Below are 24,246 nucleotides of genomic sequence, written 5' to 3'. Positions count from 1 at the left end.
GGTGTGAGTAGAAGATGCAGATACTGACGGGGAGTTATTCATCTGAAGATGTCGTTTTTCTATTGAAAGACCTTTCAGATGTGAATTTAGAAAAAAGTCTGGATGAACGAGAAAAAGCTATTCAAGGTGGAGTTCATTATTCAGAAATGTTACCGGTTGAATATGAACCGACAGCAGCTTATTTAGATCTGTTTTACGAGTCACTTCAAGCTTCAAAACGGCAAGTGGCTTCAGAGGTAGGTACAATTTCGGAACTACTTGTTGAGAAAAAGGGTAAGGAACTTGTTCTCGTTTCCCTTGCGAGGGCCGGGACGCCAATCGGCATTCTGATGAAGCGTTATATACAGATGAAATACAAAGTGGATTTACCTCATTATTGCGTGTCAATCATCCGTGGGCGCGGCATCGATGAAAATGCGTTGCTCTCTATTACGAATCGCCATCCAGATAAACAAATTATCTTTGTCGACGGATGGACCGGTAAAGGAGCAATTTCCAAAGAGTTGACACGGTCTGTGGAAGCGTTCAGAGAAAAACATGGCGTCACGCTTGATGATGAACTTGTCGTCTTGGCGGATCCCGGTAACTGTTCCTCCCTATATGGAACGCGGGAAGATTATCTAATCCCAAGTGCTTGTTTGAATTCTACGGTGTCTGGTCTAATTAGTAGAACGGTACTGAACAGTCATTGGATTGGTGAGACGGATTTTCATGGAGCGAAAGTCTATTCGGAACTTCGTGATAAAGATGTATCGAATTATTATATTGATGAGATCACAGCGGAATTTGCAACAGTAGGGAAGTTAATCGAAGCGACGAAAGCAGCTTTGCAGAACACAGACATGACCCCGACGTGGCTAGGGCTAGAAACAGTTACATCGATTCAAAAGCACTTTGGAATTGAAGATATGAATCTTATCAAACCTGGCGTTGGAGAGACGACGCGTGTCCTTTTACGGCGCTTGCCGTGGAAGATATTAGTGAAGGATTTGAACGACTCTCGGCTCAAACATATTTTCCAATTAGCAAAAGAAAGGGATGTTCCCGTGGAGGTTTATGAACAGATGACTTATACTTGTTGTGGACTTATCAAACCCTTGGAGAAAAAATTATGATGTTTGCAAGTGATTTAGACGGGACGCTTATTTATTCGAACCGGCGCCTCGACAGGCATCCTGTGAGTGTACCTGTTCGATGTGTCGAAGTATATAATGGAAAAGAAGTTTCGTTTATGACGGAAAAAGCGATTACACTCCTACGCGAACTGTCTGAGGAAATGATGTTTGTTCCTGTAACGACAAGAACTGCTGAGCAGTATAATCGAATCTCGCTATTTCGTGAAGAAATCCGTCCTACATATGCGATTACAAGTAATGGCGCAGTAGTGCTAAAGGATGGAAATATAGATTTGCAATGGCAGGACTATGTCCGTGCTAAAATAGATGGAAGTATGGCTTCTGTAGAAGATGTAAAGCGGAAGATAGAAGAGACTCCGGGTGCTTCACAGACGGAAATGATTCACGTGGTAGATCGTTTTTTTGTATACATGATTATCAAACCGCCGCTCTCTCCTGAACGCATCAAGAATTTATCACAGTGGGCAGCTGAGTATGGTTGGATCTTTTCTGTTCAAGGCAGAAAGGTTTACTTCATTCCATCATTTATCAATAAATGGGATGCAGTAAACTATGTTGCGGAGATAGAAGGAAAGAAGACGGTCTTTACAGCGGGCGATTCCAATCTTGACGTCTGCTTGATTGAACAGGCTAAATTCGGTCTGATACCACGGCACGGGGAAGCGGCAGTTAATTTTGGTCATCTTGGACTGACACAAAAATCAGGAGTTTTGGCATCGGAGGAAATCATTGAAACAATTCTTTCGAAGCGTTTCCAATCTATCCCTGACATCCGTTGACGACATCTAACTTAGCCCCTTCCGACGCATAAAAATAGGTGATTGGGGGGAGTGGAGATGATTAGGAAACTGGTACTTGAGAAGGTGGAGTATTCGAATTGGGCGACCGAACTGAGTAAGTCGATACCCGACCGCCCTAATTATAAAGTTGAAGAAGACAGTGTACAATACAGTCAAATAGCTGCGCGTATTGTCGGATCAGGGTTCGATGAAACAGAGTATATGATTGAATTATACACAGCGAGTCAAGCAAATGGCGTGTTTGTATTATCTGAAACACTCGATAAAACAATGCCGTCGGAACGCTTTCAAGCAATCCAACGCATTTACGATCTGATCCAGGAAAAACCGAATCTATCGATCAACCGGTTTGTCGCCTTTTTGGATGGTGCGCAACTGCTCCCGAAATACGGGAAAAATCATGATTTCAACAGGTTAATCCGCTCAGCGCTTATTGGCGTTTTCGAACGATTTAAAGAAAATCATTCAGGTGCATTTCAGCATCCTGAATTTCGACGCGTTTTCCTCGATATTATCAAATGGACGTGGAACCACATCGATCCATGGGTGAAGGGAACGCCGATTGAAAAGGATGTCCCACATATTATCTGGTACGGGGATATGAACAAAAGTCAGATGTATTTTCTGTTTTATATAATTTTATTGGGGATGGATGTTGTCATACTTCATCCTGAAGGAAAAGACGATTTTAAAGAGATTGATCCGGAAAACAAATGGTCTGTTTTTACAGCATACCCGACAACGATGACGATCCAGCCTTTCCCACAAGAAGAGCCGAAACGGCAAGGGACTGTCGCATATCGTGCTTCAAAAGAAATTGATCATGTGCTTCACCACGAAGGGTCCGCCTATTATAAGCCGTGGCAGTTCCGCAATTATCTCCCCATGTCAGTCACATTGAAAACAACATACGATGAGATTTTTTTATTGGCGAAGGAAAAGGCTTTTATAAGACCTAACTTCTCGGCCAGCGGGAACGAAGTAAAGATTCCATCGCTATTCGCGAAGGTTTCGGGCGTTTCGACAAATCGCAAAGAGTATTGGGATAAAATGCATAACCTCACAAGTCAACCCAATTGCATAATCGTAAAAAAGTTCCCTTTTATGCAGGACAAAAAAGCGAACAACCAATACCATTACCAGCATGCACTTGGCAAAGACGGTCGTTTAAGTCCGGAACTAATGATGAAGAGCAACTGGTGGCAATATGGTTATCTTCATGATGGCGTTCAACTAGGACTCGCGGCAGCAATTGCGCGTATGTGTGCCAATCCTAAATTGAAGGCACTCGCAGGGGAAAGTCAGGAACAAGTTTCTCTCTACTTATTCACCCAGGCCATAAACCTTTCGGAAGAACTGCCCAATCTATTACAGACGTTTGATTATGCGCAGGAAATTCCGAAAATAGTTTTATATAATAATGAAATTAACGGCGTATTATCAAGAGCGGATGCAGCATTATTAATACTAGTAAATGAATTTGGACTTGATATTATATTATACAATCCTCCTGGTCACAATGATCTAGAGCACTTTATCGAGAAAGAGTATTTTGACCATCATTTGCTGGAAGATATGGTATTCGATTTACACTATCAGGAGAGTAAAAAGGATTTTTCAATTGTAAGCGGTTTTTTAAATCGATTTTTTAAATGAAGGGATTGATTGTCATCGAAGAAACGAAAAATTATGAAGTAGAATTATTGACGGAAAACAAAGCAGAAATGATGCGCATGGAGTTAAGGCAGGATCCAGAAGTGCAGAATTTAGTTCGGTCAATCGATACGAGAAATCAGAATGCATTATTAGAATTCGGAAAAGAACCGGCAGTTGAAATCTCTACCTTTGCTGACCGTATATTGGCTTCTATGCGTTCATCAAGTGTAACTGATTCAGGCGAAATGTTGAGAAAACTTGGAAAAACGATGGATAAGTTCGATAAAAATGACTTTGACAAGCCAAAAGGTTTTATGGGGAAATTTTTCAAGCGTGGGGATAAGTTAATTGAAAAGGTGTTTGGCAAATACCAATCGCTCGGTAAGGAAATTGAAGGAATAAACATCGAAATTTCAAAGTATAAGGACGAGATGATTCGTTCAACGACAAATATGGATGAGATGTATGACCAAAACTATAACTACTACATGGCACTTGAAAAGTATGTTGTAGCTGGGCAGATTAAATCCGAAGAGTTGCGGGCACTCGTTCCGGCCCTTGAACAAAGATCAGCTGGCGGTGATCAGTTAGCACAGATGGAATTGGATACTATGAATAATGCGATTCAGGCACTTGAAGAGCGGGTGTATGATCTTGAAATGGCGAGAATGGTCGCACTGCAGACAGCTCCTCAACTCCGAGTCCTACAACGCGGTAATACGAAACTTATCGGGAAGATCAATTCGGCATTCATTACAACGATTCCAATATTCAAAAATGGTATCATTCAGGCAGTTTCTGCAAAACGACAAAAGCTAGTAGCAGATTCCATGGCTGAACTCGATAAAAGGACAAATGAAATGTTACTGAAAAACTCGCAGAATATTGCTAGACAAAGTGTGGATATCGCCCGTACTGCAGGGGGACCTAGTATTAAAATCGAAACGATTGAAGAAAGCTGGAGCACAATCGTAAAAGGGCTTGAGGAAACGAGAGCCATTGAAGATGAAAACAAACGTACAAGGGAAGACGGCATGAAACGGATAGCTCAATTGCAGGATAGCATGAAAAATTTTGGTAAGTGAACAAAGGAGAATCCACATACTATGGATTCTCCCCTTTTTTGTATAGTAGAACAATTAACCGAGCAATCCTGCAGCAATCTTCTTCGCTACCACAACGTCTTTTGTTCCGTGGACGAGCATACGGCCATCACGGAACAGAACGATGCGGTGCCCGTTGTATTCACAGGCAACGAGATGCGGATTGTGGATTAATTTCGTTACGGTTCCTTGGATAGAGCCGGCAAAAGATACAAGCTCAAACATTCTGCTTTCTGGCCAAGTTAACTGGACAGTATCACGTCCGCAGAGTACCGCGGTTTTCATTGATTCACGGGCGGAAAGGAAGGGATACACGGCATTTTCTGAACAGCTTGGACAGCCTGCTTTCTTCATACTCGCAACCCCCATTGAAGCGCGATCACCGGTCCATAAGTCAGCAGATTCGAGCTTCGGCTCAAACGGTGTTCCCGTTATATACTTCAATAAGTCTGCAACTTGCCGGGCCGCGGTTGTTACGACAATCGGGCTGATTACGCCGACCGTATCGCACGTCAATGTCTGGGAAGGCAATGTTTCCAGTAGACAATGCAAACAAGGCTGATGTTCTTTTACCCCAATTGGGAACGTCAGTCCATAACTGCCGACACAAGCGCCCATGAAAAAAGGAATCCCGAGTTTCAGCGCTGCATCGTTTGCCAGCAATCTAGTCTCAATATTGTCTGTCGCGTCCAAAATGACATCATGTCCGTCCATCAAGTCAAGGACGTTTTTAGGGGTCACATCGGCAACGATTCCCGTCACGAAGACATCGCTATTAATCGCCTTCAATCGCTTCTCCGCTGCAATGGCTTTCGGCAATTGTTCAACGACGTCCTGCTCGGTATACAGTTGTTGACGGTGAAGATTCGTCCATTCGATGATATCCCGGTCGACGATTGTTATTCGCCCGACGCCAGCACGGACGAGCATCTCGGCTCCGGACGAACCAAGTGCACCCGCCCCTAATATGAAGATACTTGCAGCTCGGATCCGTTTTTGCCCATCTATACCAATCGGAGCGAACAACTCCTGGCGCGAATATCTTTCACTCAATTGGTTACAAGTCCTTCCGTGGGACTGCTTGCAACCGCGTAATCCCGCTCTGGCATACGTCCAGCTTCATAGCCAAGCCTTCCCGCTTCTATCGCCAGTTTCATCGCAAGGGCCATTTTGACAGGGTCCCCAGCTTCAGAAACCGCGGTGTTCAATAAAACCCCATCCGCGCCAAGCTCCATTGCATATGCCGCATCTTTTGGCGAACCGATTCCCGCATCGATAATAACGGGTACGTTGGATTGTTCAATGATGAAGGATAAGTTGAGTGGGTTTAAAATCCCGCGACCTGATCCAATCGGCGAAGCGCCTGGCATAATTGCATGGACGCCCATTTCACATAACCTGCGGGCAAGCACAACATCATCAGACGTGTATGGCAGGACGATGAAACCTTCATCCAACAGCATTTCCGTCGCGCGTAGCGTTTCAACAGGATCGGGTAGCAAAGACCGGTCACAGCCGATAATTTCAACTTTCACCATATCGCAAAGTCCCGACGCTTTCGCTAATTTCGCGATGCGTACAGCTTCTTCTGCTGTTTTAGCCCCGGCCGTGTTTGGCAACAATGTATATTTCGACAAGTCGAGTTGCTCCAAGAAATTCGGCTGTGACGGTTCAAATATATTCATGCGCCTCACTGCAAACGTCAGAATTTCCGATTCCGACACACGCACTGCTTCTTTTTGTACATCAAATGACGGATATTTTCCTGTCCCTAAAAGTAGTCTTGAGTTAAACGTTTTATTACCGATTGTCAGCATAATTATCCTCCTCCTACAAAGTGAATGATTTCAATTTGGTCCCGGTCGTTGATAGGCAAGTCATAGGCATCTTTCGCGAGAATGTCCCTGTTCAGTTCGACGATGACAATACGTTCCGCAAGTTCTAGGTGACGTAGCAGTTCCTCTATATTTCTAACCTCTGCCGGAATCTCATACCGGTTGCCGTTGAGTTCGATTGTTCGTTCCATGAAAAATCCCCCTTTTCGGATTGAATGCATCCATTCGCTCCGTGTTTATTTCATTTCCGGCGATCATATCGTAAATCATATTGGCCGTAGCGGGTGCCAATAAAATACCATTTCTGAAATGACCTGCCGCAATATACATATTTTCTTTCCCGGGAACCTGTCCGATATATGGCAAATCATCAACTGTTTTCGGACGCATGCCTGCCCATCTAGACAGGACAGGAAGCCGGGAAAGGCCGTGTATAAAACCTTCGGCAATGTCTTTTAGTGCCAGGTTTCCGGCATACGTCGTCTGTAAATCAAATTCATCTTGTTCCATCGTCGCCCCGACGACAAGTGTCCCATCCGGGCGGGGCACAATGTAACAGCCTTTATGGAAAAGTGTATAAGGCAATTGCATACCCATCGCATCGAGTTGCATGCATTGTCCTTTCACTGTAGTTATTTGAAGTGCGGGAATGAGCCTTGCACTCGCTGCTCCGCCTGCAATGACTACGTGTTTTGCAGTAATCATGGATGAACCATTAGTTATCTGATAGCCGTTATGCAAATCTTTGATGCTATCTGCATAGAAATGCTCTGAAACAACAACGCCCAATTTTTTAGCTGCTTCACAAAATGCGAGACAAGTTTTTTCAGGATGAACATGGACATCATCTTCAAATAGGTAAGCACCGAAAGCAGGAGATGCGACATATGGAATCCGTTCGCAAACTTGCACGGCTGAGAGATAGGCGGCATCATTCCAGCGGGATAAGGCAATCCGTTCTTCATCCGAACGGGCAAGTTGGATAATGCCTCCGGTCGTATAACCGATGTCACCGCCAAAATTACTAAGGAATTTCTTATACAGTGCTTGGCTATCACGCGCGAATGAATAAAACATATCATTCAGGTATTCAGAGTGTGCACCGAGCATACCTCCCGCCGCTCGGGTAGTACCCTGTGCAATTTCATTCTGTTCGAGAAGGTGTACGGACAAGCCTTCTTTCGCTAAGTAATAAGCGATGCTACAACCAATAATACCGCCGCCAATGATCGCTACATCAACGCTTTGCGACATAGCTTGCCTCCAGGTAAGCAATTGCTGCAACTTCGGGATTATCGCTTCCGAAAATCGACGACATTACCGCAACGCCTGAAACGCCGCCTTGGTTCAATTGTGAGAGATGGTGCGGTTGTATACCGCCGATTGCATAGACCGGAATCGGAAGTGAAGCAGTCATTTGAAAAAGTTCGATCGTTCCGCGCGGAATCAAACCTTCTTTTGAACCCGTTTTGAACAAATGACCATATAATAGCCAATCAGCACCGGCTTCATATGCGGCTTTTGCTTCCGCCAGTGAATGGACGGATTTGCCGAATGAAAGGTCAGGGAAGTCAGTTTTGGCGGCTGATAGTGGTATATGTCCGGGGAGCTGCACTTTTTTCAGCCCCATATTCGAAGCGATTTCCATCGAACTGTGGACGATGATTTTAGTGCCGTCGAATCCATTGAATGTTAATTGTTGAATCAAATCAATCACTTCCGAATCCGATTTTGACTTTTCACGTAAGATGACAGCGTCGATAGCCGATTCGATTTTTAATAGTGTATTGACCAATTGCGTATTATCCATCCGGTCATTTGTTACGGCGATCACTTTCATCAAATTCCTCCTTTTCGAAAGATATATACGAGTGCAATAAAGAATCCCATTTAATTCGCTTTGGAGTACGGATTATATATCGCTTGGCGCTCTGGGGATGCCTCTGGCCGTGAGCCTGGATAAGCGCTTCGCATCCAGGCTCACGGCTTCGGCTACCCCTTTGCCGCGCCTTCACTGGAGTGTCCATTATTGAGAGAGATTTAATTCAGAGTGTACATTTTATAACGCTTGGCGCTCTGGGGATGCCTCTGGCCCTGAGCCTGGATTAGCGATTCGCATCCACAAAGAGCGCCACGTCGCTGGATTGACTTATGCCTGTCGGGACTAAACGGCGCCTTGCGCTTTTCTGAATACAAAAAAACCACTTTCCTGGTATGGAAAGTGGTCTGTCATTGGCATTTGAATGCACTGAAAAGAAGACACGCCACTTCCCTACGCAGGTACAAACCCGTTCAGGTGATAAGGGTAGCGGAGTGGAACTCGTTTCTCAGTCCTTTAAAAGGATTCCCCTAATGGTCGAATATGTTATGAAATTGTCAATCTAAGAGTAGCATAGCATGACACTTGAAGGAATGAAAGAGCGAATAATTAAAATTAGTCGTCTAAGTGGACGTTGTGATGTACTTGTTGAACATCTTCTAAATCATCCAATGTATCAATCATTTTTTCGAATTGTACTAGTGCTTCTGGTGAAAGTGTCAAATCATTTTGTGCAAGCATTGTTATTTCCGCAACGGTAAACTCTGTAATACCGGCACTTTTAAGAGCTTCCTGAACAGCATGGAATTGGTCGGGAGCTGCATATATAATGACGGATTCATCCTCATCCAAGATATCACGCACTTCGACATCGGCATCCATTAACAGTTCGAGAATGTCATCCGCCGATTTACCTTCAAGTCCGATAACGGCTGTCGCTTCGAACATATAGGCAACTGACCCGCTAACGCCCATGTTTCCGCCATTTTTACCGAAAGCAGCACGCACTTCCGATGCGGTGCGATTGACGTTGTTTGTCAGTGTGTCAACAATAACCATTGAACCATTCGGTCCGAACCCTTCATAACGAAGTTCGTCAAAGTTTTCTTCTGAACCGCCTTTAGCTTTTTCAATCGCGCGGTCAATAATCGCCTTTGGGACACTATATGTTTTCGCGCGTTCTACTACAAATTTAAGCGCTTGATTCAATTCTGGGTCAGGCTCGCCTTGCTTAGCCACTACATAGATTTCACGCCCGAACTTCGCGTAAATACGGCTTGTATCTGCATCTCTTGACGCTTTCTTCTCTTTGATATTATTCCATTTACGACCCATAAAGTTCCACTCACTTTCGAATGTGCATTGAATTACTAGAATAAGTATACAACAAATAGGGATATATAGACGAGTGGGAATTTTAAAAAGTGGGCTGTATGGGGAAGAAACTTTGCAGGCAGTCGATCAGTTACCATAAACCGTCGAACAGTATCCACGATTAGGCTAGCAAAAGTGCATCCAAGTCTATAGCACGAGGCGTTTGGTGGGATGAAACCATGACCTATCTCACGATAATAAAAAAATTATTGTTTCTTATTGTAAAAGTGACTTATACTAATGATGGAACTACATTTTCTTATGGAAGGAAACGTGGACATGAAACTTATTTATAAAGGGAAAACCAAAGATGTATACGAATTGGATGGCAGCAATGTCCTGCTGAAATTTAAAGATGATGTTACTGGAGAAGACGGAGTTTTTGATCCGGGCGCTAACACAGTTGGGTTGACGATTGAAGGTGCGGGTCAATCCGGGCTGCGCATGACCAAATTCTTTTTTGAGAAAATGGCTGAGAAAGACATTCCGACACATTACGTCGATGCCGATATCGATGAAGTGACTCTGACGGTTAGATCCGCCAAAGTTTTCGGACAAGGTCTTGAAGTCATTTGTAGATACCGTGCAGTCGGAAGTTTCTTACGCAGATACGGCGCGTATTGCGAAGAAGGACAGCCTTTGGACGCATTCGTTGAAGTAACGCTCAAAGATGATGATCGTAACGATCCGCCGATTAACAAAGATGCACTCGCGCAACTTGGATTATTGACAGCGGAGGAATATATTACACTTGAGGCATTGACGAAAGAAATTTCAGACGTAGTCAAAGCTGAACTTGCAGTGAAAGATCTGGATCTGTACGACATTAAACTTGAATTCGGACGCGACAGTGAAACAGGCAACATCATGCTGATCGACGAAATTTCAGGCGGCAATATGCGTGTCTACAAGGATGGTATTTATATCACACCGATGGATCTAGAAAAACTCATACTCGCGTAAATGAAAATCGCTGACAACTCCATGGAAATGGGCTGTCAGCGGTTTTTTTGTGAAATCAAATAAGTGTACTTTATGAGTACTGTAAGATAAAGTTTGATAAAGAGGACAATATATATCTACATTAGATAATAAAAGAGGCGAACTTTATGCAAATGAAAACTGGCGTTGAGCAATCTGTTTATGCGATTCTGATGTTAAATATGCTGCCGGATAGGGCAGTCCTACCAGGAGAAGCGATTAGTCAGCAACTGGGAACCTCACCAACGTATTTTCAGAAAATGTTGAGAAAACTGGTCAGTGCAGACTTGATTACCTCCGTGCCGGGTGTAAAAGGCGGTTTCAAATTAAAGAAAAAGCCTGAAGAGATTCGAGTATATGATATTTATTTAGCTATTGAAGGGCAGCAATCCTTGTATTCTGCGAGCGGTATCCTTGACGACATGCTTGATTTGGAAAAAGAAGATAGATGCTGTTTGTTAACGGATTTAATGGAAGAGGCTGAATCGGTTTGGAAATCTGTACTGAAGCGTGAAACAATCGCATCCCTGTCAGAGGGAATTCAGACAGAGCGCTTTCAACAGAACGTGGATTCACTACAAGAATTGATTCGCGAAAAAATGGTCTTGTAAGAGCAAGGAAAAGAGGGAGAAAAAATGATTAAAGGTTTAAATCGCATTAATGAGCTAGCTAAAAAACAACGCGAAGAAGGTTTGACAAACGCTGAAATGGTCGAACAAATAGTATTGCAACAAGACTATTTGCGAGAAATTCGTGGTCAAGTTCTCAACACCGTTTCGGGCATTACTGTAATCGATCCACTTGGAGAGGACGTTACACCTGAAAAGATTCGTCAACAAAGAAAAAGAGATGGAGAAGGGACGATAAAGATATGAGATTAAGCATACTCGATCAAGCTCCTATAACGAGCGGTAATACTGCGCCTGGTGCTTTGAAAAATGCAGAAGAGCTGGCAATCTTGGGAGATGAATTAGGCTATCACCGTATGTGGATGGCAGAACACCACGGTACAAAAGCATTTGCAAGCTCAGCACCTGAAGTAACGGCAGCTCATTTGGCCGCTAAAACGAAAAAAATTCGTATCGGTACAGGCGGTGTGATGATGATGCATTACTCACCGTTGAAACTCGCTGAAGTATATAAAACACTAAGTGCTCTTTCACCAGGAAGGATTGACTTTGGTGTCGGTCGTGCGGCTGGAGGCGATAACCATTCTATCTATGCGTTATCCGAAGGGCGCCAGCCGATGGTCAACGATATGTATGAAAAGTTTGAGACAGCACTGCAATTGATCAACGATGAAGTGCCTGAAAATAACTTATACAATAAAACAATTGCAACACCCTCTCACGTTGTTTTACCGGAAGCTTGGCTACTTGGTTCGAGTGGCAATAGTGCCGTTCAGGCAGGACGAATGGGTGTAGGGTATTCATTTGCACAATTTTTCAATGGCGGCATGACGAAAGAAATTTTGGATGCTTATAAAAATAACTTTGAGCCATCGGTATTCCTGGAGAAACCAGAAATCAATGTATCCTATATGGTAACGGTAGCTGAAACGAAAGAAGAAGCGGAGTTCGAAGCAGTCCCTCAGGACATTTCACGCTTATTGCTGAGGAGGGGGCACTTGGGGCAAGCATTAACGCCTGAAGCAGCTCAAAATTATCCGTTAACAGAAATGGACCGCATGACGATTAAAGAGAATCGCAGTATTCATTTAGTGGGAACCGCAAAAGAAGTAGCACTGCGATTGCAGGAAGAGCAAGAAACTTACGGATTTGATGAAGCGATGATTTGTAGCATTCCCCACTCGCAAGAGAAGCGTTTAAATGTGTATCGTTTATTGGCGAAAGAACTAATTTAAGTTTGATGAGCGCTGTTAATTCCATTGATTGGAGTTAGCAGCGTTTTGATATGTATAGAATTTCAACTGGAAGCCATCCTCCTTAAGAAGAGATAATAGGGAGGAATCGTATTGAAACGAAAATTAGGAATATCCTTAATGCTGTGTGCTTTAGTAGTTGTAGGTGGCTGCGGTGGAGGTGGTTCGAAATTACAAGTCAGTGGAGAGGTCGTCCAATCGTTGAAAGCACCAATTCTGGATACACAAGGTAAAGAAATTGGTGAAGCCACCTTTGTTGAAGGAGATGGCGGTGTGACGATCAATATTCAGGCAGAGGGGCTGTCTCCCGGCATGCACGGCATCCATATACATGAAACAGCGGTATGTACTACGCCTGATTTTAAATCGGCTGGAGCTCACTTTAATCCAGAGGAAAAAGAACACGGATTTGATAATCCAAAAGGGTTTCATCTAGGTGATTTACCAAACCTTGAAGTTGATGCGCAAGGTAAAGCGGTCGCCGAAGTGACATCAGCCTTTGTAACATTAAAGCCTGATTTAGATAATACCCTTCTAGATAGCGATGGCAGTGCGCTTGTCATCCATGAAAAAGCAGATGACTATAAAACGGATCCAGCGGGTAATTCAGGTGACCGAATTGCTTGTGCTGCGATTGGGAAGAAATAAGGTGAGAAGTGTGGAGCGTTGAATTCAAGGCGATCCCCTAGATAGTCATGTAACTCCTAAGAAAAAAACCGGCTGATGCATCAGCCGGTTTTTAAAATTAAAGTTTAATATGACTATTATGCACTCAGCTTCATGGTTGTGAAAACGTTGATAAGCGGTTGCTTGTCCCGTTTTAAGTGTAATGTTCCGCTCAAAAAAATTCCGAGGGGAAACATGTTTTAAAAAGAAACTCAAATTGCCATGGAAGTCACTATGACAAGAATATCATCATGTTTTTCAATTTTTGGATTGTCCACATTTATTACTTTAATGTCTCTAGCCCCTTGAAATGTAACAGCTCTCATTCAACTTCCCCTCCGTGTACATGTTAGTCAATCCCTTTAATCAGTAATGGCATTATTTAAGCAAGAAGTTTTCTGTGTAATAAGGTTGCAGTTTATCATTGAACGAAACACCCGTACCAAGATGGCTGTAGGTGTCGAGCAGAATGTTTTCACGATGACCGGCAGAATTCATGAGACCTTCATGTGCAAAGATGCTGCTGGATTGACCGTAAGCAAGATTTTCACCTGCTCCACGGAATTTGACGCCGTCGTCTTCCATCCTGTCAAACGGGGACTTGCCTTGTTTGTTATCGTGACTGAAATAATTATTAACTGCCATATCGGCACTATGTTTGCGTGCTGTTATAGCTACGCTTGGCTCCCATTCTAGAATGCTCAGGCCATGACGGACGCGCGCTGCATTTGTCAAATCAAATAGCTGTTGCTCAAAACCATCACGCAAATCTGAATCACCTCTGGCATAGATTGCGCTTTTTTTATCCTCCAATGAATCAGCGATTAGCTGGATGGCTGTTACTTTTGAATTCTGATGCAGGTCATAAAAAACATATGTGTAGATATCACCTGATTTAAAGACATCAAACCCATCGCTTTCCTGAAGAACGTAAATAGATAAGCCTTTACGAATTTCTTTGATAGGTTCACCAAGTGTTTCGCGAACAGTGGATTTAAGGGAACCGTATTTAATGCCGGCGACTGATGAAATTAAATCATCATTCGTATAAATGGCATTCACTTTACGCTTTTCATCAAATGAAACCATAACGAAATTTTGATAGTTGTCGTGATAAGTAAACCATTCGGTGCCGTATTCATTCGTGGATTGACTTTTTGGCTGACCGAGTTCATCCGCAACGATCTTCTCTGTGCTCCCGAGTTCAATATTATGGATGGATAGGCGTGTTTTCTCCGGTTTAGCCAGGATAGGTTTTTTAACTGCAACAGCAGTTTCTTCTACTTGGGCAGTTTTAGAAGTTACAAGACTGACAGCTTTATTTATCGTTTCGCTAATATGCTGAACTGCAGTATCCAGTGATTCTTTCGTTAAAAGGGTTCCAATCTTTTCGTCAACAGGATCCAGAAAAGAGATATCAACATGTTGTGAGACTGGTTCTTCCCAGTAAGGTTTTGTGAAGTATAGTGCACTCAAGAAAAGAATGAAAAGGAATAATCGTTTCATGGAATCGCCTCCTATCTGCTATTGTAACCCCCAACAGTGGGTTGAATACAGCGATAACCTATTTGAATAATGAACGATTTGGTAGCGATAGGTAAAATTCACTCCATTTCCAGTCCCCGCAAAATAGCGGTATACTGTTAGTGTTAGTACAACTGATGATCGGAGTTTTAAACGTATGACTATATCGAGAAAAATGATAAATGCACAAGTAATGGAAGCCAATTCTCAGTTGTTCAGATGCCCCATCTGCTCATCTGGTATGAGTATGGCGGACAATGCGCGGCTTGTCTGCACAGATAGCCATTCATTTGACCTGTCAAAAAACGGCTATGTCAATCTGGCTCCACAAGCCCATTTGACAAAGTATGACAAATCGCTATTTGAAGCAAGAAAAACGGTAATGAGCAGCGGATTTTTTAAACCAGTTCTTGATTTTATGATAAATACAGTAATTACACATATCGAGGGACGGAATCGACCTAACATTCTCGATGCAGGATGCGGTGAAGGTACGCACTTATCGACGATACTATCGCAATTGCCAAACCATACAACTGGCGTGGGCATTGATCTTGCAAAAGAGGGAATCGCGGCTGCAGCCAAAGAGTATCCGGGAGCTGTCTGGAGTGTTGCGGATCTTGCAAATTGTCCTTTTAACGACGAGCGATTCGACGTTATATTGAATATTTTATCGCCAGCGAATTACGCGGAGTTTACGCGTCTGTTGAAGCCTGATGGACTATTTATAAAGGCGGTACCCGAAAGTGGTTATTTACAAGAGCTGCGATCTGTTTTTTATGAGAATGAAGAACGCAAAGAAGAAACAGATGCAGTCGCTCGCTTCGCGGAACATTTCGAATCGGTCACTACCGAGCGGATTACCTATTTATTTCCGCTAGAGTCTGGCTTATTGGCGCCACTCATTCGCATGACACCACTTACATGGGGTGCAAGTGTTGCTAAAGTTGAGGAAGCACTTAAAATGGATATAAAGAGTATTACAATCGATTTCACAGTCATTACAGGCGTGAAAAGGGCTAAGTAAAGAAAGGGACGAAAAACATGTTTGGTGGAATTAGCAGTGTTCCAAGCTGGTTTTATATACTTGCGATCGCGGTCATCATTTTAATTATTTTATTTACAGAATGGAAGACTCGCTAAAGGGGGATCTATGTTGACTAAAAAGAAAGCAAGTAAACGACAGAAACCGAAAATGTCAGTAACCCACAAGGCGATGCGGGTGGAAGAGATTCTGGACAATGAAGGATATGTTGAAAAAGTTCGAATTGATGGCGGCTTCATGACTGGTGCGGAAGGGGAGCGATTGACTTTCGATGACGTTGTCTTCAAAGATGTATCGTTTGCAGGAAGCGACCTATCAGGTGCGGAATTCGTTGACGTTGTATTTGACACATGTGATTTTTCCAATATCAATTTTCAAAGTGCCGTGTTTCACAGATGTGAAGTGGTCAATTCGAAATTGACGGGTGCAGATTTTGCGAATGCCAAAGTGGGTCATACGTTATTTAAGGAATGCGATGGCCGCTACATTAACTTCAGTTTCTCTGGCATGAAGGAAGTCGAGTTTGTGGAATGTAATTTAACGGATGGCGATATTTATGAAAGTTCATTTAACAATGTACAATTTAAGGTATGCAAGTTGGATAATATCAATTTCACTGAAACAGATTTGAATGGTGTTGATTTGTCAGACAGTACATATGACCGTATTGAAGTTACATTGCCGAAAATTGCCGGCTGTATTGTCTCAAAAGATCAGGCAATCGGTTTTGCACGTGTGCTTGGGTTATCCGTGAAAGAAGAATAATGGTATACTAAACGAAATCAGAGTGGAAAAGAGTGAACAAATATGCTGACATTTGAAGAGAAACAACAGATTATCGAAACAATTCCCGAACTAACACGCAAAGACGTGTCAATGAAACGGGTCAACTATCATTATGAGGAAAGCTTGTACGAAAAAACAGTCGTTGTTCAACATCTTCATCCGAACGGCAACGGTTTTGTCTACGTAGCTGGAATTCCAGGTTATGATGCGGATGAACGCGGTCTCGTCAATATACGTGAAGCATCAGAAGCGGAACTGCGTAAAATAATTGCAGATTCGATTAAAGCATTATCCGAAGGTGCGCCTGAACCGCAAGCTATTGTACAAAAGTTTGTCAACGATGAGGGCGAAGAGCTAATCCTTATGGAAGAGCAAGGTTTCTGGAATTTATATCACGGCTTGAATCTGGAAGAAAGTTTCGGTGATTATAACGAAGCAGACGTTTATTTGATTGAAGAGGAATTCACAAGAGTCGAAGACGAGGATGATGCTCGATGAAAGGCAAAACCCTCGTCATCGGCCTTGTGCTATTCATCATAATTGGCATTGCGTTAATTTATATCACAATGACAATAACTATGAACAATATTGAAAATGGGATGGCGCCGATTGTGAATATCGTTGAGTTATTAACTGAATCTGGAAAAGTATAATTGGAAAAGCGCATCAGGAATTATGATCCTGATGCGCTTTTTGCTGTCTAGTTTTCAGGTTTATGAGGACCTTTTCTGAAAGGGAGCCACCAGTTCCATTTGCCAAACAGTTTCATCAGGCTAGGAACAAGAAGTAGACGGATAATTGTAGCGTCAATAGCGACTGCAATAGCGATACCGACGCCAATTTGTTTCACAGGTAAAACATCCGTAAAGGCGAATGCCCCCGTCAAAACAATCATTATCAGTGCGGCTGAGGTAATAATTTTACTAGTTGTCGCAAGTCCTTCAACCGTTGCATGGTCGTTATCCAACGTCTTCGCATATTCTTCTTGCATCCGTGAAATTAGGAACACTTCATAGTCCATGCTCAGTCCGAAGACGAGGCTGAAGACGATGACAGGAATAATAAGCGCAATCGTGCCTGCTTCCAGTCCAAAATGTCCATACTGGAATATATAAACGAGAATACCGAACGTTGCGGACAATCCGACGATGTTCATAAGAATCGCTTTAATGGGTATTAAAATGGATTTGAAGGCAATCATCAGGATGAAGAAAGTTGAGACAATGATCACTAATAAAACATACAAAATTTTATCCGCGATTTCATCGAAGATTTCCTGATTGAACTTAGGGTTTCCTCCGATTGATAAATTCCAATCGGTTTCCTTGTTTGACCAATCACGCGCCCATTCCTGAGCTGCTTTGGAACTGCCATTGGCAAGAAGGGTTACTGGAATCATGAGTTGCGTATCTTTAACGAATGTGTCAACTAAAGGGGAAAGCCCCGCAGCCAGATCCGGTACTGTCATCGCTTGCTCCCATTGTTCTACGGAATCGATGTCACTGGCGGTGAAAAGTGTATTTACTTCATCCACCAAAGAGTCATTTGAAAGTTCGGTTTCAAGTGCCTTCATTGACTTAAGTCCTTCTGTATCTTCCCAGCCGCCAGTACGCTCTGCAATTACATAAACAGAAGACTGGTCACCAAGACCGAACGTTTCGTCCATCAGCTCAAAGGCTTGGCGTGTATCATACGACTCCGGTAATGATTCGATTTGCGGAATAGTTAAATCCATATTCTTTACTGGAAGTATTGCAATTCCGAGTAAAACAAATGCAATAATTGTGATTGTAACGGGACGTTTAATAACTGCATTGGCAAATTTGCGCCAGCCGTTCGCTTCAGCAGGCTTTTCTTTCAACAGCTGCCATTTGTTAATCCGGTCACCGAGAACGATGAGTACGGAAGGTAGCAATGTTACGGAGGCGAAAACAGCCATTGCGACGACAATCATTCCGCCTATTGCGATGTTTTGGAAAAGATCGACACGAATAAGCAACATTGCACCAAGCCCGATGAATACACAAAATGCGGAGAAGATAACCGATCTGCCGGCCGTTTGGATCGTTGTGACAATTGCTTCATGTATGTCGCTCTTCTTGCGCTCTTCACGATATCTACTGATGAACAGCAAAGCGAAATCAATACTGAGTGCAAGACCAAGCATTGGTATGATATTCAGAACAAAAATGGATAAATCCATTTTACTACCGAGAATTGTTAATACTCCAAATGAGGAGATGACCGTCACGATACCAATTAGTAACGGTACGAATGAAGCCACGACAGTCCCGAATGCGAATAGGAGGATAATGATTGCAATCGGTAACCCAATTGCTTCTGCTGTCATGAGGTCACGTTGGCTTGCTGTGTTGATGTCTTTGGAAATTGCTGAAGCACCAGTTAGTGTAATCCCTTTTTCATTACCTACTGCGTCGCGGATGTCCGTAACGATGGCAGACATATCTTCTGCTTCATTATCAAAATGTAGAAGTGCGTACGAAACGCCATCTTTGTATTGATTGTAATTTTCCAAAGGGGAAGCGATTTCTGACGTGACGTTAAGTTTATCTATTTTATCGAGAGTTGACTTTATTTTGTCATTTTGGACGTCGTTGAAAACGAGAAACATCGTTTCGGCGGGCAACCCAAAATCCTCCGACACAATATCCATAACATCAGCATGCTCGCCGTCCATACGGAAGCCATCTCCTTCAAGGAGTCCTGGCAACTTAATTGCGAAAAATGCCATGACGAGGAAAATCGCAATCCACGCATAGATAATATATTTATGTGCACTTGTTACAAAGCGCGCTAGTGTACGCATCAAACCAATCCTTTCCATCTATAGACTAAATCTATTCTTCTATAATATCGGATAATGTTGGTAATGTCTTTAAATGGAGTGATATGGATGTCAGGGCCAATAAATTAATTTTAGACAAAGAAAAAAGCCAAACCCCGAGGGGCTTGGCTTTTGAATGGTTAATTCAAATTAGTTTTTGTTTACGTTTGTAGCTTGAAGACCGCGTTGGCCTTGCTCGATTTCAAACGTAACATCTTGACCTTCTTCAAGAGACTTGAAGCCTTCTCCTTGAATAGCCGAGAAATGTACGAATACGTCGTCGCCATCTTCGCGTTCGATGAAGCCAAATCCTTTTTCTGCGTTAAACCATTTCACTTTACCTTGTTCCATGTGTGTATCCTCCTCGTATGCTTTGTGCATACATTGTGTTACTATCCTTGCTCAAGTCTTGAAGCGGTCAAGATTTATTTCGAGACCATCATGCCGAACAAAAATAATTCTTCTTTATCATAACAGGCCCATCTGGATAATGCAAGGGAAATGTTTGAGTTAAAAAAACAACTTGAAAATTCGATAGATAATTGCTGCGATTAAAGCTGAAATCGGCAATGTAATAACCCATGTGACAATGATCTTTTGAGCCATACCCCAATTGACACCTTTCACACGCTGGGCCGAGCCTACACCCATGATTGCAGATGAAATTACGTGTGTTGTACTGACGGGTAAGTGGATTAGTGTAGCGCCGAAAATAATTGCAGCAGATGATAAATCTGCCGCTATTCCGTTCACTGGACGAATTTTCATTATTTTTCCGCCGACTGTTTTTATGATTTTATAACCGCCAATTGATGTTCCTAGACCCATCGCAGTTGCGGCAGCAATTCGAACCCATAGCTGAATGTCTTCCGACGATTGCATTTCTGCAGCGATAAGCGCCATTGTAATAATCCCCATGGCTTTTTGTGCATCATTCGTTCCGTGTGTAAAGGATTGAAGTGCTGCTGTAGCAATTTGTATATAACGGATTCGTTTATTCGTTCCAAATAAATTCCTGTTTTTCATTGTTAGTTTGAATAGTGACATTATAAGGAAGCCGACCGCAAGTGCGATGAATGGTGAAACAAGAAGCGCTTGTAATATTTTTAAGAAACCACCGTAGTTTAAAATACCGAAACCTTCCGCTGAAATAGCTGCACCAGCAATTGACCCGATTAAGGCATGGGATGAACTGGACGGGATTCCGAAATACCATGTAACGAGATTCCAAATAATTGCTGACGTCAGTGCTGCCAAGATAACGAGTGGTCCATTTTCGAGAGCGAAAGGATCGACGATGTCTTTGGAAATTGTTTTCGCAACGCCTGTGAATGCGAGCGCTCCAATGAAGTTCATGATAGCTGCCATCATAATAGCAGTTCGTGGCTTTAGGGCACGTGTCGAAACGGATGTCGCGATTGAGTTTGCCGTATCGTGAAAGCCGTTGATGAAATCAAAAACGAGTGCGAAAATGACAACTAAAATGGTGAGGAGAAGAATAGTATTCATTTAGCGGCTCCCCCTTATGCGTTGCGCATAATGATTGTATCGATTGTGTTGGCGACATCCTGGCAATAATCCGCGATATCTTCAAGTTGTTCATAAATATCTTTGAATTGAATAATTCGAATGGGATCTTTTTCGTTAATGAAAAGTTGTTTGATGGATGTACGGAAAATTTCATCACAAACCCGCTCGTATTCTTTAATGAGGATAGCGTGATCGTGCATGGCCTCAAGCTTTTTCTTTGCGAGTAGCTTCATTGCTTTCACTATTTCATCTGTACTTTTCACGATGTACTCCATGAATTTCTGCATATACTCATCAATTTCAGTAAGTGAAAACATTTCTAGATGGGCTACGAAATGTTCGATGCCATCAAGAACATCGTCCATTTTAATAGACAACTGCATAATGTCTTCCCTTTCAATTGGTGTAATGAATGATTTATTAAGCTTTGCAATGAGATTATGGATAAGCGAGTCACCCGCAGTTTCATAATTTTTAAGCTTAATGCTTACTTCTTTCAAGTCAACGGCTGTACCTACCTTAAAGTCGTTGGCGTAATGAGCTGCTTCTTGTACATTTTCAGCAATCATTAGTAGTGCTGTGAAAAATGGATCAGGTTTACGTTGACTAAACATTGTATGCCTCCGTCCGTTTCCGGAATTAAATTTTTTGTATGCTCTTTACAAAGTCTTAATAAAGCATATCATAGCAAAAACAAATTGAGACACCTATAAAATTTTCAAAACCATTAGAAAAGGAAAAGTGGTACTAGAAATGGTTGAATTCCTCATAAGTGGGAGGTGACTTAATATACTCAATTAAGTACCCTATTTATATTAAAGCTAACGTAAGATGTATGTGATGAAATTAACAATCTTGTTGCGGCGTTTAAATAAAAAGTGGAACAGAGGCAATTCACATTGTATGAAAATGTAAGTTAATAGATTCGGAATGAATTGAAAAATTTTCAGTGAATTGAAACTTATGGGGTTGTTGGACGTATACATAGGTGAGGCAAAAAAGGTGAAGGCGGAGGTGCTGAAATGGAACTGTTTGGAATGCCAATTGTGCAAGTATATTTAATTACACTAATTATCGCCGGTCTTGCGACATTGTTATACATCCTATTTAGTGATATGGCTGAAGGGATTGGTGAAGTAAGTCCACTACTAGATCCAGCAGTCATACTTGCATTCATTACGTTTGTAGCGGCTAGTGGTTATATTTTGGAGCTTGTTACATCTTGGGGCAGTGGAGTCATTTTAGTAATTGCACTTGTTACTGCTTTTGTACTCGATTTTTTATTGTACTTATTCATTCTTCTTCCATTAAGGTCAGCGGAAGTATCCCTTTCTTACACAGATGAGTCGTTGATGGGACGGGTTGGGAAAGTAATTGTCCCTATTCCGGTTGACGGATTCGGCGAGATTGTCATCGAATCGGTAAATGGCGTAATTTCAAAGAGAGCGGCAGGGTACGAGAACACAGCAATTGAATACGAGAAAGAAGTTTTAATCATCGAAGTGAGAGATGGGACATTCATCGTCAAGGAGTATGAACCCTTCCGCTTCAAATAAAAAAAGGGGGAAAAACAGATGGAGATTTGGATAGCACTTGGAGTAGTCGCATTTGTATTATTGGCAGTTATTCTCGTTTACGTTACAAAGTACCGTACAGTGGGGCCGGACGAAGCACTTATCGTGACAGGAAGTTACCTGGGAACTAAAAATGTACATACAGACGATTCAGGCAATCGTATTAAAATTATACGCGGAGGCGGAACGTTCCTGTTACCGGTATTCCAGCAAGCAGCACCGCTTAGTCTTTTATCTAGTAAACTTGAAGTGACAACGCCGGAAGTATACACAGAACAAGGTGTTCCAGTTATGGCGGACGGAACAGCCATTATTAAAATCGGCGGCTCAATAGCAGAAATTGCAACAGCCGCGGAGCAATTTTTAGGAAAATCGAAAGCAGACCGTGAAAACGAAGCGAAAGAAGTGCTCGAAGGTCATCTGCGTTCGATTCTAGGTTCCATGACAGTAGAGGAAATTTACAAAAATCGTGATAAGTTCTCACAAGAAGTACAGCGTGTTGCGTCACAGGACCTTGCGAAAATGGGACTCATCATCGTTTCATTCACAATAAAAGATGTACGTGATAAGAACGGCTACCTCGATTCTCTCGGAAAACCGCGTATCGCACAAGTAAAACGTGATGCAGATATTGCAATGGTTGAAGCAGAAAAAGAAACGCGTATTAAAAATGCAGAAGCATCCAAAGAAGCACAAAAAGCGGAAATCGAGCGTGCGACTGAAATTGCGGAAGCCGAAAAAGAGAATCAATTGAAAGTTGCTGAATACCGACGCGAACAGGACGTTGCAAAAGCACGTGCCGACCAAGCATACGAACTTCAAACGGCCGTTTCTAAACAGGAAGTTATGGAACAAGAAATGCAAGTTCAAATCATTGAACGTCAAAAGCAAATTGAACTTGAAGAGAAAGAGATTCTGCGTCGTGAAAAGCAATACGATTCCGAAGTAAAGAAAAAAGCTGACGCTGACCGCTACGCAATCGAGCAAAATGCAGAAGCTGAAAAGTCTAAACAAATTACTGAAGCCGATGCCGAGAAGTATCGCATTGAAGCGCGAGCGTCTGCCGATGCAGAAAAAGTCCGCCTCGATGGGCAAGCAAAAGCGGATTCCCAACGTGCACAAGGTGAATCAGAAGCAGATATTATCCGTTTGAAAGGTCTTGCGGAAGCAGAAGCGAAACGTAAAATTGCTGAAGCATTTGAACAATACGGTCAAGCTGCCATGCTTGATATGATTGTTAACATGCTCCCGGAATACGCGAAACAAATTGCAAGCCCGCTTGCGAATATCGATAAAATCACAGTCGTTGACACGGGTAGTGGTGAAGGCGGCGGAGCAAACAAGGTTACGTCTTACGCCACGAACCTCATGGCGACATTGCAGGAGTCATTGAAAGCTTCATCAGGCATCGACGTTAAGGAAATGCTCGAGAATTATTCGGGCAAAGGCACTATTCGCCCAAGTATTGACCAATTGACAAATGAAGTGAAAGTAGCAATTACGAAGCCGCCGATACAACAACAGATTGCAGAAAAACAAGTAGCAGCCGACAAAACTGAATAATTTCATAGGAGAGGGTCCAAGCGCAATTATGCGATTTGGACTCTTTTTTTATGGAGCGGGGGCCATCTCCGCATGTAGATGAGGTCGATCGACCATATAAGGCTACTTACCATTCATATAAGTGCCC

Annotated in this window: 26 protein-coding genes and 1 riboswitch; of the genes, 15 read left to right on the top strand and 11 right to left on the bottom strand. The window is 42.6% G+C overall.

Going from position 1 to position 24,246, the window contains the following annotated elements; all coding sequences use genetic code 11:
* Positions 1–14: 14 nt before the first annotated feature.
* The 4 genes from AC1TO6_RS10295 to AC1TO6_RS10280 all read left to right on the top strand — a co-directional run bounded on the left by AC1TO6_RS10295 (position 15) and on the right by AC1TO6_RS10280 (position 4,677).
* Positions 15–1,115, top strand: coding sequence for a cysteine protease StiP family protein (locus AC1TO6_RS10295; protein WP_482101520.1), 1,101 nt, complete (start codon positions 15–17; stop codon positions 1,113–1,115).
* Positions 1,112–1,915, top strand: coding sequence for an HAD family hydrolase (locus AC1TO6_RS10290; RefSeq protein ID WP_482101519.1), 804 nt, complete (start codon positions 1,112–1,114; stop codon positions 1,913–1,915). The genes AC1TO6_RS10295 and AC1TO6_RS10290 overlap by 4 nt, the downstream gene beginning before the upstream one ends.
* Before the next feature lie 57 nt (positions 1,916–1,972).
* Positions 1,973–3,592, top strand: a complete 1,620-nt coding sequence (locus AC1TO6_RS10285) for a YceG family protein (protein ID WP_482101518.1) — start codon at positions 1,973–1,975, stop codon at positions 3,590–3,592.
* Between the two features lie 68 nt (positions 3,593–3,660).
* Positions 3,661–4,677 carry a toxic anion resistance protein gene (locus AC1TO6_RS10280; protein WP_482101769.1) on the top strand — a complete coding sequence of 339 codons (1,017 nt, stop codon included), beginning with the start codon at positions 3,661–3,663 and terminating at the stop codon, positions 4,675–4,677.
* Between the two features lie 54 nt (positions 4,678–4,731).
* Here AC1TO6_RS10280 and AC1TO6_RS10275 read toward each other — a convergent pair whose 3' ends face one another.
* From AC1TO6_RS10275 to AC1TO6_RS10250, 6 genes are all read right to left on the bottom strand, one after another.
* A complete protein-coding gene (locus AC1TO6_RS10275; RefSeq protein WP_482101517.1) occupies positions 4,732–5,748 on the bottom strand; it encodes a ThiF family adenylyltransferase in 1,017 nt (338 codons plus the stop codon).
* Positions 5,745–6,518, bottom strand: coding sequence for a thiazole synthase (locus tag AC1TO6_RS10270; protein WP_482101768.1), 774 nt, complete (start codon positions 6,516–6,518; stop codon positions 5,745–5,747). The genes AC1TO6_RS10275 and AC1TO6_RS10270 overlap by 4 nt, the downstream gene beginning before the upstream one ends.
* Positions 6,515–6,721, bottom strand: coding sequence for a sulfur carrier protein ThiS (gene thiS, locus AC1TO6_RS10265; protein WP_482101516.1), 207 nt, complete (start codon positions 6,719–6,721; stop codon positions 6,515–6,517). Before thiS ends, AC1TO6_RS10270 begins: the two co-directional genes overlap by 4 nt.
* On the bottom strand, positions 6,684–7,784 hold the full coding sequence (thiO, locus tag AC1TO6_RS10260) for a glycine oxidase ThiO (protein WP_482101515.1): 1,101 nt from the start codon (positions 7,782–7,784) through the stop codon (positions 6,684–6,686). Before thiO ends, thiS begins: the two co-directional genes overlap by 38 nt.
* Entirely contained in the window at positions 7,768–8,370 is a 603-nt protein-coding gene (locus AC1TO6_RS10255) for a thiamine phosphate synthase (RefSeq protein WP_482101514.1), read from the bottom strand. The genes thiO and AC1TO6_RS10255 overlap by 17 nt, the downstream gene beginning before the upstream one ends.
* Positions 8,371–8,782: 412 nt before the next feature.
* Positions 8,783–8,891, bottom strand: a riboswitch (TPP riboswitch).
* A 73-nt stretch (positions 8,892–8,964) separates the two neighbouring features.
* On the bottom strand, positions 8,965–9,684 hold the full coding sequence (locus tag AC1TO6_RS10250; RefSeq protein WP_482101513.1) for a YebC/PmpR family DNA-binding transcriptional regulator: 720 nt from the start codon (positions 9,682–9,684) through the stop codon (positions 8,965–8,967).
* A gap of 318 nt (positions 9,685–10,002) precedes the next feature.
* Between AC1TO6_RS10250 and AC1TO6_RS10245 the strand changes: the two genes are divergently transcribed.
* The 5 genes from AC1TO6_RS10245 (at position 10,003) to AC1TO6_RS10225 (ending at position 13,234) form a co-directional block, all read left to right on the top strand.
* Positions 10,003–10,686 (top strand): phosphoribosylaminoimidazolesuccinocarboxamide synthase, encoded by a 684-nt coding sequence (locus AC1TO6_RS10245; protein ID WP_482101512.1) that lies wholly within the window; start codon positions 10,003–10,005, stop codon positions 10,684–10,686.
* 146 nt (positions 10,687–10,832) lie between these two features.
* Positions 10,833–11,315, top strand: a complete 483-nt coding sequence (locus tag AC1TO6_RS10240) for an RrF2 family transcriptional regulator (protein WP_482101511.1) — start codon at positions 10,833–10,835, stop codon at positions 11,313–11,315.
* 24 nt (positions 11,316–11,339) lie between these two features.
* On the top strand, positions 11,340–11,579 hold the full coding sequence (locus tag AC1TO6_RS10235) for a DUF896 domain-containing protein (protein ID WP_482101510.1): 240 nt from the start codon (positions 11,340–11,342) through the stop codon (positions 11,577–11,579).
* Positions 11,576–12,568: an LLM class flavin-dependent oxidoreductase gene (locus tag AC1TO6_RS10230; protein WP_482101509.1), complete on the top strand. Its 993-nt coding sequence runs from the start codon at positions 11,576–11,578 to the stop codon at positions 12,566–12,568. Before AC1TO6_RS10235 ends, AC1TO6_RS10230 begins: the two co-directional genes overlap by 4 nt.
* Before the next feature lie 111 nt (positions 12,569–12,679).
* Positions 12,680–13,234: a superoxide dismutase family protein gene (locus tag AC1TO6_RS10225; protein ID WP_482101508.1), complete on the top strand. Its 555-nt coding sequence runs from the start codon at positions 12,680–12,682 to the stop codon at positions 13,232–13,234.
* A gap of 396 nt (positions 13,235–13,630) precedes the next feature.
* Here AC1TO6_RS10225 and AC1TO6_RS10220 read toward each other — a convergent pair whose 3' ends face one another.
* The gene (locus AC1TO6_RS10220) at positions 13,631–14,758 is read right to left on the bottom strand and encodes a CAP domain-containing protein (protein WP_482101507.1); all 1,128 of its coding nucleotides are present in this window, start codon (positions 14,756–14,758) and stop codon (positions 13,631–13,633) included.
* Between the two features lie 175 nt (positions 14,759–14,933).
* On the opposite strand from AC1TO6_RS10220, the gene AC1TO6_RS10215 reads away from it, so the two are divergent.
* From AC1TO6_RS10215 to AC1TO6_RS10200, 4 genes are all read left to right on the top strand, one after another.
* Positions 14,934–15,803, top strand: a complete 870-nt coding sequence (locus AC1TO6_RS10215; RefSeq protein WP_482101506.1) for a methyltransferase domain-containing protein — start codon at positions 14,934–14,936, stop codon at positions 15,801–15,803.
* Between the two features lie 129 nt (positions 15,804–15,932).
* A complete protein-coding gene (locus tag AC1TO6_RS10210) occupies positions 15,933–16,586 on the top strand; it encodes a pentapeptide repeat-containing protein (protein ID WP_482101505.1) in 654 nt (217 codons plus the stop codon).
* A 42-nt stretch (positions 16,587–16,628) separates the two neighbouring features.
* The gene (locus AC1TO6_RS10205) at positions 16,629–17,105 is read left to right on the top strand and encodes a hypothetical protein (protein WP_482101504.1); all 477 of its coding nucleotides are present in this window, start codon (positions 16,629–16,631) and stop codon (positions 17,103–17,105) included.
* Complete coding sequence (locus AC1TO6_RS10200) at positions 17,102–17,260, top strand: hypothetical protein (RefSeq protein ID WP_482101503.1); 159 nt, start codon at positions 17,102–17,104, stop codon at positions 17,258–17,260. The genes AC1TO6_RS10205 and AC1TO6_RS10200 overlap by 4 nt, the downstream gene beginning before the upstream one ends.
* A gap of 47 nt (positions 17,261–17,307) precedes the next feature.
* Here the strand turns inward: AC1TO6_RS10200 and AC1TO6_RS10195 are convergent, their stop codons facing one another.
* The 4 genes from AC1TO6_RS10195 to AC1TO6_RS10180 form a co-directional block, all read right to left on the bottom strand.
* Positions 17,308–19,434 carry an MMPL family transporter gene (locus tag AC1TO6_RS10195; RefSeq protein WP_482101502.1) on the bottom strand — a complete coding sequence of 709 codons (2,127 nt, stop codon included), beginning with the start codon at positions 19,432–19,434 and terminating at the stop codon, positions 17,308–17,310.
* A gap of 168 nt (positions 19,435–19,602) precedes the next feature.
* Positions 19,603–19,803 (bottom strand): cold-shock protein, encoded by a 201-nt coding sequence (locus AC1TO6_RS10190; protein WP_067205063.1) that lies wholly within the window; start codon positions 19,801–19,803, stop codon positions 19,603–19,605.
* Positions 19,804–19,962: 159 nt separating this feature from the next.
* The gene (locus AC1TO6_RS10185) at positions 19,963–20,961 is read right to left on the bottom strand and encodes an inorganic phosphate transporter (RefSeq protein WP_482101501.1); all 999 of its coding nucleotides are present in this window, start codon (positions 20,959–20,961) and stop codon (positions 19,963–19,965) included.
* Positions 20,962–20,975: 14 nt separating this feature from the next.
* On the bottom strand, positions 20,976–21,596 hold the full coding sequence (locus tag AC1TO6_RS10180; protein ID WP_482101500.1) for a DUF47 domain-containing protein: 621 nt from the start codon (positions 21,594–21,596) through the stop codon (positions 20,976–20,978).
* Between the two features lie 408 nt (positions 21,597–22,004).
* Here AC1TO6_RS10180 and AC1TO6_RS10175 point away from each other — a divergent pair, with 408 nt between their 5' ends.
* Complete coding sequence (locus AC1TO6_RS10175) at positions 22,005–22,538, top strand: NfeD family membrane protein (protein ID WP_482101499.1); 534 nt, start codon at positions 22,005–22,007, stop codon at positions 22,536–22,538.
* Positions 22,539–22,556: 18 nt separating this feature from the next.
* Complete coding sequence (locus tag AC1TO6_RS10170) at positions 22,557–24,119, top strand: flotillin family protein (RefSeq protein ID WP_482101498.1); 1,563 nt, start codon at positions 22,557–22,559, stop codon at positions 24,117–24,119.
* Positions 24,120–24,246: the final 127 nt, after the last annotated feature.

Source organism: Sporosarcina sp. Y352 (assembly GCF_056786535.1).
Note: the sequence above shows the minus strand (reverse complement) of the source record. Positions and strands in the feature narration are given on the sequence as shown.